This is a genomic window from Bacillus sp. MT(2024), assembly GCF_036362845.1.
Classification (GTDB): domain Bacteria; phylum Bacillota; class Bacilli; order Bacillales; family Bacillaceae; genus Bacillus; species Bacillus velezensis.
Window position 1 is genome coordinate 1,167,542 of sequence record NZ_CP143632.1, and the last position, 17,590, is coordinate 1,185,131.

17 protein-coding genes are annotated in these 17,590 nt (G+C 46.9%); 11 read left to right on the forward strand and 6 right to left on the reverse strand.

The features are described from left to right. The first annotated feature begins 137 nt into the window (after positions 1 to 137). Both VP472_RS06065 and VP472_RS06070 read left to right on the forward strand, forming a co-directional pair. Complete coding sequence (locus VP472_RS06065; protein ID WP_063636825.1) at positions 138 to 1,358, forward strand: cytochrome P450; 1,221 nt, start codon at positions 138 to 140, stop codon at positions 1,356 to 1,358. Further along, positions 1,355 to 2,539, forward strand: coding sequence for a macrolide family glycosyltransferase (locus VP472_RS06070; RefSeq protein ID WP_063636824.1), 1,185 nt, complete (start codon positions 1,355 to 1,357; stop codon positions 2,537 to 2,539). The genes VP472_RS06065 and VP472_RS06070 overlap by 4 nt, the downstream gene beginning before the upstream one ends. Before the next feature lie 38 nt (positions 2,540 to 2,577). On the opposite strand, the gene VP472_RS06075 is transcribed toward VP472_RS06070, so the two are convergent. After that, complete coding sequence (locus tag VP472_RS06075) at positions 2,578 to 2,763, reverse strand: DUF8096 family protein (RefSeq protein ID WP_003154919.1); 186 nt, start codon at positions 2,761 to 2,763, stop codon at positions 2,578 to 2,580. 175 nt (positions 2,764 to 2,938) lie between these two features. On the opposite strand from VP472_RS06075, the gene VP472_RS06080 reads away from it, so the two are divergent. Further along, a complete protein-coding gene (locus tag VP472_RS06080; protein ID WP_063636823.1) occupies positions 2,939 to 3,757 on the forward strand; it encodes a uroporphyrinogen-III synthase in 819 nt (272 codons plus the stop codon). 24 nt (positions 3,758 to 3,781) lie between these two features. Here the strand turns inward: VP472_RS06080 and VP472_RS06085 are convergent, their stop codons facing one another. From VP472_RS06085 to VP472_RS06095, 3 genes are read right to left on the reverse strand one after another with little or no spacing between them, the layout of a single operon-like run. Further along, positions 3,782 to 4,543 (reverse strand): ABC transporter permease, encoded by a 762-nt coding sequence (locus VP472_RS06085; protein WP_146276554.1) that lies wholly within the window; start codon positions 4,541 to 4,543, stop codon positions 3,782 to 3,784. Between the two features lies 1 nt (position 4,544). After that, positions 4,545 to 5,282: an ABC transporter ATP-binding protein gene (locus tag VP472_RS06090; protein ID WP_003154913.1), complete on the reverse strand. Its 738-nt coding sequence runs from the start codon at positions 5,280 to 5,282 to the stop codon at positions 4,545 to 4,547. 25 nt (positions 5,283 to 5,307) lie between these two features. Then, positions 5,308 to 6,291, reverse strand: a complete 984-nt coding sequence (locus tag VP472_RS06095; RefSeq protein ID WP_070081663.1) for a DMT family transporter — start codon at positions 6,289 to 6,291, stop codon at positions 5,308 to 5,310. Positions 6,292 to 6,421: 130 nt separating this feature from the next. Between VP472_RS06095 and VP472_RS06100 the strand changes: the two genes are divergently transcribed. The 8 genes from VP472_RS06100 (at position 6,422) to VP472_RS06135 (ending at position 16,021) form a co-directional block, all read left to right on the forward strand. Further along, positions 6,422 to 6,919, forward strand: a complete 498-nt coding sequence (locus VP472_RS06100) for a cupin domain-containing protein (protein ID WP_024085183.1) — start codon at positions 6,422 to 6,424, stop codon at positions 6,917 to 6,919. Between the two features lie 387 nt (positions 6,920 to 7,306). Then, complete coding sequence (locus VP472_RS06105; protein WP_003154908.1) at positions 7,307 to 7,723, forward strand: DUF1641 domain-containing protein; 417 nt, start codon at positions 7,307 to 7,309, stop codon at positions 7,721 to 7,723. Positions 7,724 to 7,762: 39 nt separating this feature from the next. After that, on the forward strand, positions 7,763 to 8,941 hold the full coding sequence (locus tag VP472_RS06110; protein WP_003154907.1) for an NAD(P)/FAD-dependent oxidoreductase: 1,179 nt from the start codon (positions 7,763 to 7,765) through the stop codon (positions 8,939 to 8,941). Positions 8,942 to 9,127: 186 nt separating this feature from the next. After that, on the forward strand, positions 9,128 to 10,525 hold the full coding sequence (uxaC, locus tag VP472_RS06115; protein WP_146276556.1) for a glucuronate isomerase: 1,398 nt from the start codon (positions 9,128 to 9,130) through the stop codon (positions 10,523 to 10,525). Positions 10,526 to 10,549: 24 nt separating this feature from the next. Next, positions 10,550 to 11,941 carry an MFS transporter gene (locus tag VP472_RS06120; RefSeq protein ID WP_128574765.1) on the forward strand — a complete coding sequence of 464 codons (1,392 nt, stop codon included), beginning with the start codon at positions 10,550 to 10,552 and terminating at the stop codon, positions 11,939 to 11,941. Positions 11,942 to 12,011: 70 nt separating this feature from the next. Next, complete coding sequence (locus VP472_RS06125; protein ID WP_146276561.1) at positions 12,012 to 13,010, forward strand: LacI family DNA-binding transcriptional regulator; 999 nt, start codon at positions 12,012 to 12,014, stop codon at positions 13,008 to 13,010. Positions 13,011 to 13,085: 75 nt separating this feature from the next. Then, a complete protein-coding gene (locus VP472_RS06130; protein ID WP_146276563.1) occupies positions 13,086 to 14,531 on the forward strand; it encodes a tagaturonate reductase in 1,446 nt (481 codons plus the stop codon). Then, the gene (locus tag VP472_RS06135; RefSeq protein WP_102421811.1) at positions 14,528 to 16,021 is read left to right on the forward strand and encodes a UxaA family hydrolase; all 1,494 of its coding nucleotides are present in this window, start codon (positions 14,528 to 14,530) and stop codon (positions 16,019 to 16,021) included. The genes VP472_RS06130 and VP472_RS06135 overlap by 4 nt, the downstream gene beginning before the upstream one ends. A gap of 33 nt (positions 16,022 to 16,054) precedes the next feature. Here the strand turns inward: VP472_RS06135 and VP472_RS06140 are convergent, their stop codons facing one another. Both VP472_RS06140 and VP472_RS06145 read right to left on the reverse strand, forming a co-directional pair. Next, positions 16,055 to 16,819 carry a sulfite exporter TauE/SafE family protein gene (locus VP472_RS06140; protein ID WP_015388360.1) on the reverse strand — a complete coding sequence of 255 codons (765 nt, stop codon included), beginning with the start codon at positions 16,817 to 16,819 and terminating at the stop codon, positions 16,055 to 16,057. 148 nt (positions 16,820 to 16,967) lie between these two features. Then, on the reverse strand, positions 16,968 to 17,435 hold the full coding sequence (locus tag VP472_RS06145; protein ID WP_017417598.1) for a DinB family protein: 468 nt from the start codon (positions 17,433 to 17,435) through the stop codon (positions 16,968 to 16,970). Positions 17,436 to 17,590 lie beyond the last annotated feature (155 nt).

Genomic DNA, 17,590 nt, shown 5'->3' on the forward strand with positions numbered 1-17,590 from the left:
CACCTCCGGATTCATGACTTTTGTTGTGTTATGTTAATAGTTAAGGTTATGAATAGAAAAAAATTGAAAATATGTGCTAGGATAAAATTCAAGGTACGTCAACTATTCAAATATGAAACAATCAGGAGTGATGTAACATGAGTAAGCTGAGGAGCACGAGACAAGCCATCCAAAGAACCCTGATGAAAGGAAAAAACGGCCTGGACGTATACAACCCTTTTCCTTGGTATGAAAAAATGAGACGGGAAAGCCCTATATACTTTGATGAAGAAACGAAGGTTTGGAGTGTGTTTTTATACGATGATGTCAAAAAAGTCATCAGTGATAAAGAGACGTTCTCAAGCCGCATGACTGATGTGAAAAGCTCGATTGCAAAGTCCATGCTGAATATGGACCCGCCGAAACATACCCAAATCAGATCTGCCGTCAATCGCGCTTTCACTCCCCGCGTCTTGAAGGAATGGGAGCCGAGAATTAAAGACATTACCGATCATCTCCTGAAACAGGCAAAGAACAAAGGGCGGATTGATATCGTTAAAGATCTCTCTTACCCTTTGCCGGTCATGGTGATTTCAGAATTATTAGGCGTTCCGTCCGAACGTATGGATCAGTTTAAAAAATGGTCGGATATTCTCGTCAGCATGCCGAAAGATGCGAGTCCTGAAGCGGCGGAGAAAAATCAGCAGGAACGTGACCAATGTGAGGCGGAGCTGGCGGCGTTTTTTGCGGGAATAATAGAAAGCAAACGAAAACAGCCCGGCCAAGATATTATTTCTATTTTGATAAAAGAGGAAGAAGAGGGAGAGAAGCTCACGCCAGAAGATCTGATCCCGTTTTGCAATCTGCTTTTAGTGGCGGGAAATGAAACAACGACTAATCTCATTTCAAATGCGGTTTACAGCATATTAGAGACGCCCGGCCTTTATGAAGAGCTGAGACAGGACCCTTCTCTCATCGCGCAAACGGTGGAAGAAACGCTGCGTTTTCGCGCTCCCGCTCCGTTTGTCAGAAGGACGGTCCGGCACGACACTGAGCTGCGCGGACGCCGCTTGAAAAGCGGGGAGATCGTTCTCTGCTATGTTGCATCTGCCAACCGTGATGAAAACAAATTTGAGAAGGCGGGCGTATTTGATATTCATCGCCAATCGAATCCGCACCTTTCCTTCGGATTCGGCGTACACTTCTGCTTAGGCGCTCCGCTTGCCAGACTTGAAGCGGAAGCCGCGCTGAAAGGAATTGTAAAAACCTTTTCACACCTTGAGCCCGTCCGGATTGAGCCGATCCGAAACAGTGTCATGTACGGGCTGGAGTCTTTAGAAGCGGAGATAAACGAAAATGAAGGAGAAGAAAAAAGATGAGAAAAACACACATCGCCATTATTAATGTGGCCGCTCACGGTCATGTCAATCCCACGCTGCCTGTGGCCGAGGAACTTGTCAATCGCGGGTATAAAGTGACATTCGCTACGACTGAGGAATTTGAAGCTTCCGTTGCCAAAACGGGTGCTATTCCCGTTTTATACCGCACAAGCATAAAGGCGGACCCGAAGACGATAAAAGAACGGGTAAATAAAAGTGACGCGTTTGTAATGTTTCTGGAAGAAGCGGTTGAAGTGCTTCCGCAGCTGGAAGAGCTGTACAAAGACGACCTTCCTGACATCGTCCTGTTTGATTTTTTAGCGCTTGCCGGAAAATTGTTTGCGGATAATGGCGGCATCCCGGCCGTAAAGTTCTGCCCAAGCTATGCAATGAATGAGTATTTTCAATTAGGAAGAGACGAAGAAACGATGGAAGCGGCCAAACAGGCGATAGAAGAATATCAGGAGAAAATTGAAAATGAACAAGTGAAACGGATGACAATGGAAGAATTTTTCATGCCTGAAAAATTGAATATCGTCTTTATGCCAAGGGCCTTTCAGCCGAAACAGGAAACCTTTGATGAACGATTCTGTTTTGCGGGTCCGTCTCTTGGAGAACGCACAAATACGGGAAGTCTGGAAATTGATGCAGCCGATGACCGTCCGCTTATGCTCATCTCACTGGGAACGGCGTTTAACGCCTGGCCTGAATTTTACCGGATGTGTATTGACGCGTTTCGGGACTCGGACTGGCGGGTTATTATGTCAGTCGGCACAACAATTGATCCGGAAAGTTTTTCGGATGTGCCCGATCACTTTATCATCCGCCAGCACGTTCCGCAGCTTGATGTGCTGGAGAAAGCAAAGCTGTTCGTATCTCACGGCGGGATGAACAGTACAATGGAGGCGATGAATGCGGGTGTTCCGCTCGTTGTCGTTCCGCAAATGCACGAACAAGAGGTTACCGCAAAGCGTGTGGATGAATTGGGGCTTGGCGTGCATCTGCCCCCGAAAGAAGTCACTGTGGCCCGTCTGCAAAAAGACGTTCAGAACGTATACGGCGATAAAAACATCCTCAGCCGCGTGAAAAGCATGCAGGAGAAAATAAAAGAAACCGGCGGCCCCAAACAGGCTGTTTGCGCCATTGAAGAATTTTTGGAAAAGGCGTCCGTCGAAAATTGATTAGGAAAACAGGCAGCACCGGACGGCTGCCTGTTTTGTTATATATTTTTCTTCATGCCGCATCTCCGGCATTCCCTCAAAAATTTTCCGCCCTTCACTGAACTTTTAAACAGCGTGTAATCGCAATTGTCACATCGGCCGCTGTGAACATCAGGATATTCATTGAACTCATAAATGACCGAAGTATCGTATCCTTTTGTCTCGAACTCTTTTTTTGTTTCCATGATTGAAAGTCCCTCCGCGAATCAAATCGTTCTGCCCGGTTAATGATACAGCAACTGCACGGGGGATTCAACGGGAGCATAGCTTGATTTTCCCGGCTGATTGCGTAACAATAATAGAAATAAATGACGGCCTGCCATAGGGCGCCCGGCATCTGAAGGGAAGAAGAAAACAGCGATGGGAAAAGGATTGAACGGGAAACGGATTGCCATCGGCGGTTCGAGGAAAACAGAAGAGATCACAAAATTAATAGAAAAGCAGGGCGGAACGGCAGTCATCCGTTCCCTCCAAGGAACCGTATACCTGGCGGAGGATCAAATGGAACCCGACGTAAGAACATTTGCCGAGCAAAAAGCCGACTGGGTGATATTCACCACAGGCATCGGTACGGAAACGTTATTGTCGGTATCGGAAAAAATCGGTCTGAAAGAAGAATTTTTAGCGGCCGTTCATGAAGCGAAAATCGGCTGCAGAGGCTATAAAACATATGCGGCCTTAAAAAAGCTCGGCATCACACCGCATGCCTCAGATGAAGACGGTACAACAAGAGGGCTGATCCGCTCCTTGGAACGATTTGACTTTAAAGATAAAAAAGTCATGATACAGCTTCATGGCGAGAAAGCGCCGGTTTTAACGGAGTTCCTTGAGAAAAACGGAGCGGAGGTATTCCCTGTTCTGCCGTATCAGCATATTCCGCCTGAAAGAGAGACGGTCGATAAACTGCTGGGAGAGCTGTTAAACGGAGAGGTCGATGCCGTATGTTTTACGACAGCCATTCAAGTGCGCTCTCTCTTTGATTATGCAAAAGAAAAAGGATCCGCAAAGGAATTGCAGCAGGCATTCGAAAAACACGTGCTTGCCGCCGCAGTCGGCAAAGTGACGGCTGAAGCGATCCGGGATGAAGGGGTAAAGAGGGTCCTTGCTCCGGACATTGAGCGGATGGGAGCGATGATTATTGAATTATCCCGTTACTATGAATCTCTGACCTTGTCATGAACCACCATTCAGCAGGGAAAAAGCTTACGCTTCCCTGCTGAATTTTTTTAATTGCCAGTGTTCCGTGAAAAGGGAAGGATATGTCAAGGCGCTGAGTATGATACATGTAAGAAGAGCGGAGGCCATCGTTGTAAAAACGATCAGCAGCTGAAAGCGCACCGCCTGTATCGGATCAGCCCCCGCTAAAATCTGCCCCGTCATCATGCCGGGAAGCTGAACGAGACCCAATGTTTTCTGGCTTTCAAGCGTCGGGATCATACTGAGCTTCATACTGGACGTCAATATCTGCCGGACGGCCTGCTTAGGCGTTCCTCCAAGAGAGAGAATCAGCAGGATTTCTTCTTTCCGCAGGTCTGCTTCCGAACTGATCCGGCTTAAAAACAGGCTTGAGAGCACCATGGAGTTTCCGATGACCATGCCGCTTATCGGAATGACATATCTTGAAGTGAACGGAATGATGTGAAGGGTCAGTAAAAGTCCCTGCGTCACGGTTTCCGAGATCGCCAGTGTCAGAAAAACGCGCCAAAATGAGCCGATCCGCATTTTTTTCCGTTTGGCGACATTGTGCGAAGCGGCCGTGAGCATGAGAAGCACCATTAATATGATAAATATCGGGTGATCACCGCGAAAAATCAGCGACAGCACATAGCCGATGATGAGAAGCTGAATGACGGCCCTGACGGTTGCGACGATCATATCCTTTTCGACGCCGGCTTTAAAAGATTTAGACAGGAATAAAGCGATAATGACAAATATACTTGTTAGTAACAGTGAAAGATCATTCATATCAGCACCCGCTCCCTTGTAAAAGCGCCCGGGCCTTTTCGTGTTTCGGTTCCTTAAAGAACGTTTTCGTTTCCGCGGTCTCTAAAAGCCGTCCCTCAGCCATAAACCATACCGTATCGGATAATCGTTCCGCTTGTTCAAGGTTATGGGTGATCCACAGGATTGTCAGCTGTTTTTGCCGATGGAGTTTCGTAATCAGTTTCTCAATGGTGAGAACGGATGAGGGGTCGAGCGCCGAGGTGATTTCATCCAGCAGCAGGATGGACGGCAGTCCGGCGAGAGTTCGCGCTAATGAGAGCTTCTGCCGCTGACCTCCGGATAATTCCTTTGCATTCCGATCCAGAAGCCCGCGCGGAAGGTCTGTAAAATCTGCGAGCTCTTCAGGGGTATAGTGCTGCGCCCCGTGGAGTTTTTCTGCGAGCAGAAGGTTGTCCCGCACCGTGCCCTCCGTGACGGGAGCTGATTGAAATGCAAGGCCCGCGGTTTTTCTGAGCTCCCTGATATCCCAGCGCCTTATTTCTTTTCCGAATACAAGCACTTCCCCTTCATCAGGTGTATTCATCAGATTGCAAAGTGACAGCAACGTGCTTTTTCCCGCGCCGGAAGGCCCTATCAACGCCGTGATAGAACCTTTTTGAATATGTCCGGTTACACGGCTCAGGACATCAAAGGACGTATTGTTTTGTTCAAAGCGTTTGCCGGCTGACAGAAAAGATATTGCCGGAATTTCTTCTTTCATATGGGATGACACCTTTCGTAAAAAATCAGGAACCGGTGAGATTGGCTGACGTTTGCTCCGCCGTTTTCTGGTCTGTCTGCCGGGAAGCGAATGTATGCATGACCATTCCCCCAATAATAATGAACAGTCCGGCAAATGAAAGAAGTGACGGAAACGCTGCGGATAAAAAGACGATTTCGCCGATCAGTGCAAAAAGAACCTCTCCGGACTGTGTCGCTTCAACAGCAGCGAGCTTCTGCGGCTCATTCCTCACCATATCGGTGGCGCGGAAAAATAATACTGTTGCGATAACGCCCGAGCTGAGTGCGACGATAAAGGATTGGAATGTCTGTCCCATTGAGGGAAGCCCGTCTCTATGCCAGCCGAAAGCGGCGATCAAAAGCCAAAACGGAAGGCTTGCGAGCGTCATGCCGAGCACCCGCTGAAACGTATCGAGTTTTCCGCCGTATTGTTCCAGCATTTTGCGGTTGCCGAGCGGATAGGCAAACGCCGCGATGACGACCGGCGCCACGCTGAATAGTATCGTGCGGCCGGACAGAGAACCCGCATGCTGAAGCTGAATCAGCCCGGCTCCGATCAGGATGATGACGGAAGTAACCAGCGAAATCAGCGGGATCTTTTGTCTGACGGAAACCGGGCCCGCCGGTGAATTTTTTGTTTCATAGAAAAACGGCGACAGAAGCACACCCGCGACAATTGTAATCTGCCACGTGCCGGCGATCAGCCAGCCAGGCCCATATGCCGCCGCAAACGTAATCGGGGCATAAAAAAGCACGAACCCGGTAAAACTCCACTTCAGCCAAAAAAACGGTTTTTTCCGGATTTCATGCCAGAGCGGCGCCCATTTTCCTTTCGCATAAACGATCAAAAATAAAAACGGAATCATAAAAAGAAAACGCAGGGAAGAGCTCCACATCCAGCTTCCGCCGGAAAGCTCCATCGCCCTGTTTAAAATAAATGTGACTGCAAAAAACAGAGATGCCAATATTCCGATCACGATGGCTTTCATTAAATCCCTCATTTTGACACATATTTTTTTTATACTATACTATTCACCGGCAGGCTTCGCAATGGAATATGAGAAAATAGCGTTTTAATAAATGATGAATGGGAAACAGACATATACGGAGGTGAACACAATGCAGAAAGAGGATATTCAAGTGCTTTATTTCGAAGATGACGGCCGCATTCCGAATAACCCGAATCTTCCGCTTGTTATTTATAAAGCGGTATTTAATGAAGAAACGGTACAGAAAGCAGAGTCCGTCCTCAGCCGGCACGATTGGTCGAACAGCTGGACGGGCGGAGTATTTCCGTATCATCATTTTCACAGCACCACGCACGAAGTTCTTGTCGCGGTAAAAGGAACCGCGGTTTTGAGGTTCGGCGGGGAACAAGGGGCGGACGCCGTTCTTCAAACGGGAGACGCAGCGGTCATTCCGGCCGGCACCGGACATAAAAAACTGTCGGGCAGTTCTGATTTTACCGTGATCGGAGCTTATCCGGGCGGCCGGCAGTACGATACAAAAACGGAGAAAAATGATAGAACTTCAGAAGAAATCAGCCGTGTCCCGCTCCCGGAATGTGACCCCTTTACGGGAAAAACGGGCCCGCTTTTAAAACTGTGGGAAAAATGACAGGGGAAAAGCGGACGGTCTGTAAAAAAATAGCCTAAAAGAAACGTTATTACACCCCCGCCATATAAATAATTTCATAAACGAAACAATTCACGTTCAAATTTTGTTCAAAAAGTGTTATTATATAAGAGTAAATCAAATTGGGGTTTTTTATGTTTGCTATTTTCAGAGAGGAAAAAGAAATTTTGACTTATTCAATTGTTTTTGTTGATATAAAAATAATACTGGATATGGCAAAGTGAAAAACTGGGTAGTAAACATTTATTTTTGTAAATGATTGTGCATGAATTCACAATCTTGCTTTTTCATGCTTTTCTGCATGAAGGGGGAAAGGCTACCCTTTCCAAAAAAAATCAGCATACTGCTTATAGTAAAGGAGAATCGGATATGCCAGAAACAATCGATCAAACAAATGCATCTGTCAGCCAAGGCCAACGCGATCTTATTGATCAGCTGCTAAAACCTGAAGTTCAAGAATCACTGACTGTTTTAGTGGATCAGCTTCCAAAACTGACTGAGTTAGTAAATATTTTAACGAAGTCTTATGATTTTGCACAGTCTGTAGCGACAGACGAAGTATTGAAGAGCGATACAGTGGGTGCGCTTACAGAAATTCTTGAGCCGGTGAAAGAAACAGCGAAAGAAGTTGCGGCTACTGCGATCGAAGCAAAAGACCGCGCGGATGCAAGCAATGAAACGATCGGACTTTTCGGCCTGCTGCGCATGCTGAAAGATCCTCAAGCTCAAAAGCTGTTCCGTTTTGCTAACAGCTATCTTGAAATCATGAACGAAAAACAAAAATAATCTCAGATTCAAATTGATATAAAGGACGGAGGATATACGATGTCAAAACATATTGTCATTTTAGGCGCTGGTTACGGCGGAGTTCTTTCTGCTTTAACCGTTCGCAAACATTACAGTAAAGATGAAGCACGCGTAACCGTTGTGAACAAATACCCGACTCACCAAATCATTACGGAACTGCACCGCCTTGCAGCCGGCAACGTGTCTGAACAGGCTGTTGCTATGCCGCTTGAAAAACTTCTGAAAGGAAAAGACGTCGACATTAAAATCGCAGAAGTCAATTCTTTCTCAGTTGATAAGAAAGAAGTTGCCCTTTCTGACGGTTCTAAGCTGACTTATGACGCGCTTGTTGTCGGACTTGGTTCTGTTACGGCTTATTTCGGCATTCCTGGACTTGAAGAAAACAGCATGGTGCTGAAATCTGCTGCTGATGCCAACAAAGTATACAAACACGTGGAAGACCGTGTGCGTGAATACTCTAAAACGAAAAACGAAGCTGATGCAACGATCCTTATCGGCGGCGGCGGCTTAACAGGCGTCGAGCTTGTCGGTGAGCTTGCTGACATCATGCCGAACCTTACGAAAAAATACGGCGTAGATCCGAAAGAAATCAAACTGAAATTAGTAGAAGCAGGTCCGAAAATTCTTCCTGTTCTTCCTGATGACCTTATCGAACGCGCGACAAAAAGCCTTGAAAAACGCGGCGTTGAGTTCTTAACAGGTCTTCCTGTTACAAATGTTGAAGGAAACGTTATTGATCTGAAAGACGGTTCAAAAGTCGTTGCCAACACATTTGTATGGACAGGCGGCGTACAAGGCAACCCGTTAGTCGGCGAATCCGGCCTTGAAGTGAACCGCGGCCGTGCGACGGTTAACGATTTCTTACAATCTACTTCTCACGAAGATGTATTCGTTGTCGGAGACAGCGCTGTATACTTTGCGCCGGACGGCCGTCCGTACCCGCCGACAGCGCAAATCGCTTGGCAGATGGGTGAACTTGTCGGTTACAACCTGTTCGCTTACTTAGAAGGAAAAACGCTTGAAACATTCAAGCCTGTAAACTCTGGTACGCTTGCAAGCCTTGGACGTAAAGACGCAGTTGCCATCATCGGAGCGAACTCTACTCCGCTGAAAGGCCTTCCGGCATCTTTAATGAAAGAAGCAAGTAACGTACGTTATTTAACACATATCAAAGGATTATTCAGCCTCGCTTACTAATCCTTAAGATCACACAGAAGACATTGCCGGACTTTTCTCGGCAATGTCTTTTTTGCATGAAAATGTTAACGGATGCAATTTTCTGAAAAATAAAATAAAAATGATTGATATGTGAGAAAGAGGAAGCTAAAATAAAAAAGAACCATTTTGTTAACGTTAACATTTTATAAGAGGGAGGATGAAAGTGTGAAAGCTTTTATGGGTGATGACTTTTTACTGGATAGTAAAACGGCCGTAAAGCTGTACCGGGAATACGCTGAAAACACGCCGATCATTGATTATCACTGTCACTTAAGCCCAAAGGAAATCTATGAAAATAAAACCTTCGCAACCATTACGGAGGCATGGCTTTACGGTGACCACTACAAGTGGCGGATCATGAGGGCCAACGGCATTGAAGAGCGCTGCATTACCGGAAACGCTTCAGATGAAGAGAAGTTTTTCGCCTGGGCAAAAACGGTGCCGATGGCGATAGGCAATCCGCTGTACAGCTGGACGCATTTAGAGCTGCAGCGCTGGTTCGGCATTTATGACGTATTGAATGAAAAAACGGTCGCGGCAATTTGGAAAAAAACGAATGAGCTCTTGCAGGGAGACGGGTTTGGCGCAAGGGATCTCATTCTGAAATCAAATGTCAAAGTCATTTGCACAACGGACGATCCTGCCGATGCGCTGACATACCACGAACTGTTGAAAGAAAGTGATTTTCCGGTTCAAGTGCTGCCCGGATTTCGGCCTGACAAAGGACTGGACATCAGCAGCCCGGGTTTTGCCGATTGGGTCCGGTCGCTGGAGAGCGCTTCCGGAATGGCTGTCACCACCTACCAATCGTATTTGGGTGCGTTGGAATCCCGCGTCCGCTTCTTTCACAGTGCCGGGGGAAGAGTGGCGGATCACGCATTAGATCAAATGGTTTATGCCGAGACGACCGAAGAGGAAGCGGCCCGGATTTTTGCCGCCGGATTAAGCGGAGAGCATGTGTCTTTTGAAGATGAAAAGAAATTCAAAACACGGACGCTGCAATATCTTTGCGGTCTTTACGCCGAACTGGACTGGGCGATGCAGTTCCATATTAACGCGTTAAGAAATACCAATACAAATAAGTTCAGCAGCCTCGGTCCTGATACGGGATATGACTCGATTAATGATGAACGTATCGCAAAACCGCTTGCCCGGCTGTTAGATTCCGCCGAAAAAAAGCGGCAATTGCCTAAAACGATTTTGTATTCTCTGAATCCGAATGACAACTATATTATCGCCAGCATGATCAACAGCTTTCAGGATGGGAAAACACCGGGGAAAATTCAATTCGGCACAGCCTGGTGGTTCAATGACACGAAAGATGGAATGCTTCAACAAATGAAAGCGTTATCAAATACAGGCCTGTTCAGCCGTTTTATCGGGATGCTGACGGATTCAAGAAGTTTCCTGTCCTATCCCCGCCATGAATACTTCAGGCGGCTTGTCTGCACGCTGATCGGCGGCTGGGCGGAACAAGGCGAAGCGCCCTGCGATATGGAGCTTTTAGGGAGGATTGTCGAGGGAATTTGTTACCGGAATGCTGAGGAATATTTCCGCTTTTAAAAAATGGAATGAAAGAGGTGGCCTATGAGTAATGTGCCTGTCGTGACAGCACCTGCCGCAAAAGTGAAGGAGCATAAGCTGAGTCTGAAAGAAAAAGTATCCTATGGTTTCGGAGATTTTGGGAACGGATTTATGTTTGATCTCGGGCAGATCTATTTGCTGAAGTTTTTCACAGATGTCGCAGGCATTCCGGCAGCGTTCGCCGGCAGTATTTTTTTGGTCAGCAAGCTGTTTGCGGCTTTGACTGATCCGATTGTCGGCTCGGCCATTGACTACAGAAAAAAGATCGGACCCCGGGGGAAATTCAGGCCGTACTTATTATTCGGAAGTATTATTCTTGCGGTCATGACCGTATTGATTTTTGTGTCACCGGACGTGAGTGTCACCTGGAAGCTTGTGTACGCCTATGCTTCTTACATGCTGTGGGGGGTCGCTTATTCTTTCGTCAATATTCCGTACGGCTCCCTCGGTGCAGCCATTACACAGGATGCGGAGGACAGAACGGCGCTTTCCGCATTCCGCCAGATCGGCTCTCTCGGCGCGCTGCTCATTACAAGTGTCATCGTCATCCCGATTCTCGTTCATTTTGATAACGTTCACATCGGCTACCCGGCAGTTATGGGAATGATGGCCGTAATCGGAATCGCGGGATTTATGATCTGCTACCGAAACTGCATAGAAAGAATTATCGTCCGTGAAGCGCCGAAAGAAAAGCTGTCCGTCATGTCGGTTTTCAAATGCTTTATCGGCAACAAACCGCTTCTGACTGTCGTTTTCATGACGATTTTCTCAATATCGGCATACAACATTAAATCCGCTATGCTTGTTTACTTCGCCCAATACAATCTCAACAATGCGGAGCTGATGTCCTACATGAGTTTTATCATCATCGGCTCTTCATTTTTAGGTGTGTTGTTTATGCCGAAACTCGTCAAACGCTTCGGAAAAAAGCAAACGGTGATGATCGGTTTTGCCGTCAGCGCCGCGGCTGATGCGCTGAATTTCTGTCTCCCGTCAAATGTATATATCTTTACGGCGTTAGCGAGCATTGCTTTTATCGGGATCAGCATACCAAACGGCATTACGTGGGCGCTTGTGTCGGACATTATTGATTACGGAGAGTGGAAGACGGGTGAACGGAAGGAGGCGACGACATATTCGCTTTTTAACTTCTCCAGAAAACTCGCCCAATCTTTATCAGGTTTTCTTTCAGGCATCGGGCTGAGCGTTATCGGCTATATCCCGAATGCCTCTCAGACAAAAGGCACGTTAATCGGGATTAAAGGGCTTCTGCTGCTGTACCCGGCTTTCGCTTTAGCGTGCGCCATGCTGATTATCGGTTTAATGTATAAACTGACGGACCGGCAGCATGCCGAGCTCGTTCAGGACTTACATCATGCAAAACCTCAACTTTAGTGATTTTATGGACTGTCCGTTAATGGTACAATAGAAATAAATGCCAGCATACAGAAAGAAAGGAAAAACGATGGTAACCATAAAAGATATCGCAAAACTCGCCAACGTATCCCACACAACCGTATCCCGGGCACTTAACGGCAGCCCCCACATTAAAGAGCATACAAAACAGAAAATATTAGAGCTCGCTTCACAGCTGAATTACACACCGAATGTAAATGCAAAAAGCCTTGCCATGCAAAAGTCCCATACGATCGGACTGTTTTTTACAAGCATCACCAACGGAACCTCACACAGCTTTTTTTCCGATACCATCAAAGGTGTAAACCGCACAATCAGTGAGGAATACAATTTGTTCGTCCGCGCGATTGACGATCTGAAAAGCTTTGAAACCATTACGCCCATGAGATATGACGGAATCATTTTAATGAGCCAAAGCGACAGTGATAATTCATTTATTTATCATATCCGCGAGAAAAACATCCCGCTCGTCGTGCTGAACCGGGACATTGATGACCGGAGCATCACGAATATCCTGTCAAACGATAAAGAAGGCTCCAGACAGGCGGTCGACTGCCTGATCGCAAACGGACACAGAGATATCGCGATCATTGAGGGAAAGGAAGGATTCAGGTCAACTTCTCAGCGGAAAGAAGGCTATTTGACATCTTTAATTGATCATTCTATCCCGATTAAGCATGAATACAGTGTAAAAGGCCGCTATGATATGGAAAGCGGCAGTCAGGCGATGGAAAAACTCTTGTCGCTTCAATCACCGCCTACGGCTGTTTTTTGTTCAAACGATGATATGGCAATCGGGGCGATGAATACCATTTTCGCCAAAGGCCTGAACGTTCCGGAAGATATATCCGTTATCGGGTTTGATGACATCGGCATTTCCCAATACATGACGCCGAGGCTTTCGACAGTAAAACGCCCGGTTGAAAAAATCAGCATACTCGGCGCAGAGAAGATTTTGGCGCTTATCACCGACCCGGATACGGCGGCGGAAAAAATATACGAAAACACCGAGGTGATGATAAGAGACTCAATTAAAAAACTCACATAACAGCCAGTCTGAATATCCGGGTTTTCGTACGGGAAAATGTTAACGTGTGCATTAATGCAGAAGGAGGCGGACAGCTTGCGGCAGCTGAATAAAAAGATGTGCGGTGAATACATTCAATATCCTGAAAAAGTCCTTCAGTTCGGCGAAGGCAACTTTTTGCGGGCCTTCGCTGACTGGCAGATCGATCAATTGAATCAATTGACGGATTTTAACGGAAGCGTTGTCGCCGTACAGCCGAGAGGCTCTGAGAAAATCAAACGTTTAAACGAACAGGACGGTTTGTTTACGCTTTTTTTGCAGGGGATAAAGGATGGAAAACCGGCTGAAGAACACACGATCGTCAAATCCATCAGCCGCGGCATTGATCTTTTTTCTGACTATGATTCCTTTAAACGGCTGGCAGCACAAGAGGATATTCGATTTATCATTTCCAATACGACAGAAGCGGGAATTACGTTTGAGAAAGGCGACCGGCTTGAGGATAGACCTCAAAAAACATTCCCTGGGAAATTAGCGGCGTTCCTTTATTTCCGCTATAAGGCATTTGCGGGTGACGCCGAGAAAGGGTGCATTGTGCTTCCATGTGAACTGGTCGAAGAAAACGGACGGAAACTGAAGGCGGCCGTGCTTCAATATGCCGGGCTGTGGGAGCTGGAGCCTGAGTTTACTCAATGGATTCATGATGCGAACATCTTCTGCAATACCCTCGTGGATCGGATTGTTCCCGGATTTCCTGTTGATACCGCGGAAGAACTTACCGATTTTCTCGGATACGAAGACCGTCTGCTTGTGGTCGGTGAGCATTATTATTTGTGGGTGATAGAAGGGCCGGAACAGCTTCAGAATGAGCTTCCTTTTGCTGATGCCGGGCTGAACGCACTGATCACGTCTGACCTTACGCCTTACAGGACAAAAAAGGTGAGAATCTTAAACGGCGCTCATACGGCATTGGCGCCAGTGGCTTTATTATACGGACTGCAAACCGTCCGGGAAGCGGCTGAGCACGAGGTGACGGGCAGATTCATCGAAGAGCTGATCAATGAAGAAATCCTTCCCGTGCTGCAAATGGAGGGTGTCACCCAGTATGCGGCAGATGTGTTACACCGGTTTAAAAACCCTTATATCCAACATTATCTGCAAAGCATCAGCCTTAACGCCGCCGCGAAATTCAAAACAAGAAACCTGCCGACGCTGAAGGCTTATATCGAACAGGAGGGCCGGCTTCCTGAGAGGCTGGTATTTTCATTCAGCGCCATGATCTATTCATACTGGAACGGGCTGAACAAACCGGCAGATGGCGAGGAGGTTCTGAACCGTTTTCAAATGGCGCGGTCCCGTTGCAAAGATGATATGTTTCAAGCGGCATTTTCTATATTAGGAGAAGAGCGATTGTGGGGAAAGAATCTGAACCATCTTCCGGGGCTGACTGAACGAACGGCTTTTTTTCTCTCTGTCATTCATAAGCGGGGGATGAAGCATGCGTTACATGAATGCTGCGGCAATAAGGGGGAAGTGAAATGAAAGAGGTCATAAAAATCCATAAAAACGATAACGTGCTTCTCGCTATGCGCCATTTTAACAAAGGGGAGCGGCTGCATACAGACGGACTGACGATTGAAGTGAAGGACCTTGTAAAGCGGGGGCATAAAATCGCGCTGCAAACCATTGAAGAAAACGGCAGCATCATTAAATACGGTTTTTCGATCGGGCGTGCGATAAGGCGGATTTCGGCCGGCGAGCATATTCATACCCATAATCTGCAAACGAATTTATCCGATGTGCAAGAATACACGTATTCACCGCGCTTCGAGGACAATCCTTTTACAAATGAGAACCGGACATTTCAAGGCTACAAAAGAGAAAACGGTACATCCGGCGTCCGGAATGAACTGTGGATCGTGCCTACAGTCGGCTGCGTAAACGGCGTCGCTGAGAAAATCCTGCAGCGCTTCGTAAAAGAGGCGAAAGACATTGCCCCCTTTGACAATGTGCTGGTTTTAAAACACCAATACGGCTGCTCCCAGCTTGGCGATGATCATGAGAATACGAAACAAATACTGATTAACGCCATTCGCCATCCAAATGCGGGCGGTGTGCTGGTTTTAGGGCTGGGCTGTGAAAATAATGAGCTGGCGGCAATTAAGGAAACGCTTTCTGAAGTGAACGGAGATCGGGTGAAATTTCTCGAATCACAGGCTGTCACAGATGAAATTGAAGCGGGGACAGCGCTTCTTAAAGAGATACACCTTGCGGCAAAGGGAGATAAACGTGAGGAGATTCCGCTGTCAGAATTGAGCATCGGATTGAAATGCGGCGGGTCGGACGGTTTTTCCGGCATCACCGCAAACCCTTTATTAGGGAGATTTTCAGATTACTTGATTGCACAGGGAGGGAGCACGGTCTTAACGGAGGTGCCTGAGATGTTCGGCGCTGAGACGATTCTCATGCAGCGTGCGGCGAGTGAAGAAGTGTTTCATAAAACAGTCCGATTGATCAATGATTTCAAGCAATATTTTATGAAGCACGAGCAGCCGATTTATGAAAACCCGTCACCAGGGAATAAGGAAGGCGGCATTTCAACGCTCGAAGACAAGTCGCTCGGCTGCACCCAAAAAGCCGGTCTTGCACCGGTTTCTGATGTGCTGACATACGGTGAAACACTGAAAACAAAGGGATTGACACTGCTCAGTGCGCCCGGCAATGATTTAATCGCTTCTTCAGCGCTCGCCGCGGCTGGCTGTCACATCGTGTTGTTTACAACCGGAAGAGGCACGCCGTTCGGCACATTTGTCCCGACTGTGAAAGTATCAACAAATACCGATTTATTTCAATCAAAACCGCATTGGATTGATTACAACGCGGGGAGATTGGCGGAAGACGAAACAACAGAAGATCACATTGTAAGAGATTTTATTCAATACATTATTAACGTTGCAAGCGGACAATTCGTCAATAACGAAAAAAACGATTTTCGGGAGCTTGCAATCTTTAAGTCCGGTGTGACGTTATAAGGGAAAAGGCGATCTGACAACAGACCGCCTTTTTTAGATTAATTTTATCCCGCTGATTAAAATAATCGCCGCCATCACAAACTGCAGCGGGCGCGGTGAGAATTTCGGCGAAAAGAAGCTGCCGAGAAGCACACCCGGCACAGAGCCGATCAACAGATTCAATACAAGCAGGTAATCGACGCTTCCGAAGCTTGCGTTTAACAGACCGGCAACAGTTACGAGCAGAAAGGCATGTGCGATATCCGTTCCCACCACTTCTGCCGTTTTCATTCTGAACAGGTATAACATGGCGATCGCAAATAATGAGCCGGACCCAATAGATGTCAGGCCGACGATGAAGCCGAAAATGACGCCGATCAGTATCATGAGTGTCCGCTTTTCTTCAAGTGTTTTTTGCTGCCAGCGGTTCGGCCGCAGTTTTTTATCGAAAAAAAGGCGGGCGATAATGGAAATAGCGACAAGGGTCAGCACGTAGCCGAGCGCCTGTTTGATAATCTGCTCCTGATGCTGGTGAAAAGCGGGAAACAAGTGAAGAATACCGATGGCGGCTGTTGCGCTGGGAATGCTCCCGAGCGCCAAGTAGCCGACAAGTTTAAATTGAACGGTGCGCTGTTTCCAATGAGAAACGACACCGAACAGTTTGGTGATGGAATTATATAAAAGGTCAGTGCCGACGGCGATTGAGGGGTTGATCCCTAAAACGATCAGTAAAGGAGTCAAAAGCGCCGCTCCTCCCACACCCGTCAATCCGACCAGCGTTCCGACAAAGAAACCCATAAACACAATGCTTACAGTCATCTGTGTGCCTCCTGAATAATCCTACTATTTTTATCAGATTATATATGATTAAGAGGCGGTAATCAATTAAATTTTCGGAAAATTTTATACAGAACAAAAAAATCCGCCTGCCTGCTGTTATTTCGCAGATCGGCGGATGATGGCCGGATTATGATTTTTGCTGATAAAACGGAAGTTCCGTGTGGCCCATTTCTCTGACATACACGAAAAGATTGCCTTTATGATGAATTTCATGCTCCATGGCAAGCTGAAGGAGAGCCGCGCCGGTTATTTTTCTGCCGAAAGAGGCAGTCAGGTCAATTTCGCGGTTCAGCTGCTCTTCAGTCAGCTGTGACAGGATGTTTGTCGTTTTTTCAGTACATGCTTCAGCCAGTTTGACGAGGTCTGTTTCCGCTTCTTCTTTCGGTTTGTTCTGGATAGCTGATCCGTTTCCGTCGTTAATGACGTTTGCAAACATAAGAAAAGAATAAACGATGTGTTTTACAAGTTCCTGAGCGGACATTGATGTCTCCGCCGGCTTGTAGTCGTAATGCTCGCGGCTGATTTTTTCCGCCAGCTCAATCGTCACGTTTCGATGTGACAGAAAGTGGCTGACCAATTGATTTTGTGCTGTCATGTGAAAACCCCCATTTAATACAGAATAAAAGCTGCAAGGATATGCTATATCAACGGCACGGAAGAAACAAGCAATAAGCTTGTGATGAAGATAAATCGTTGCGGATATCCGAAATTCGACAATTGCGGTCTTTTTGCGTTCTTCTTTTTCTAGCA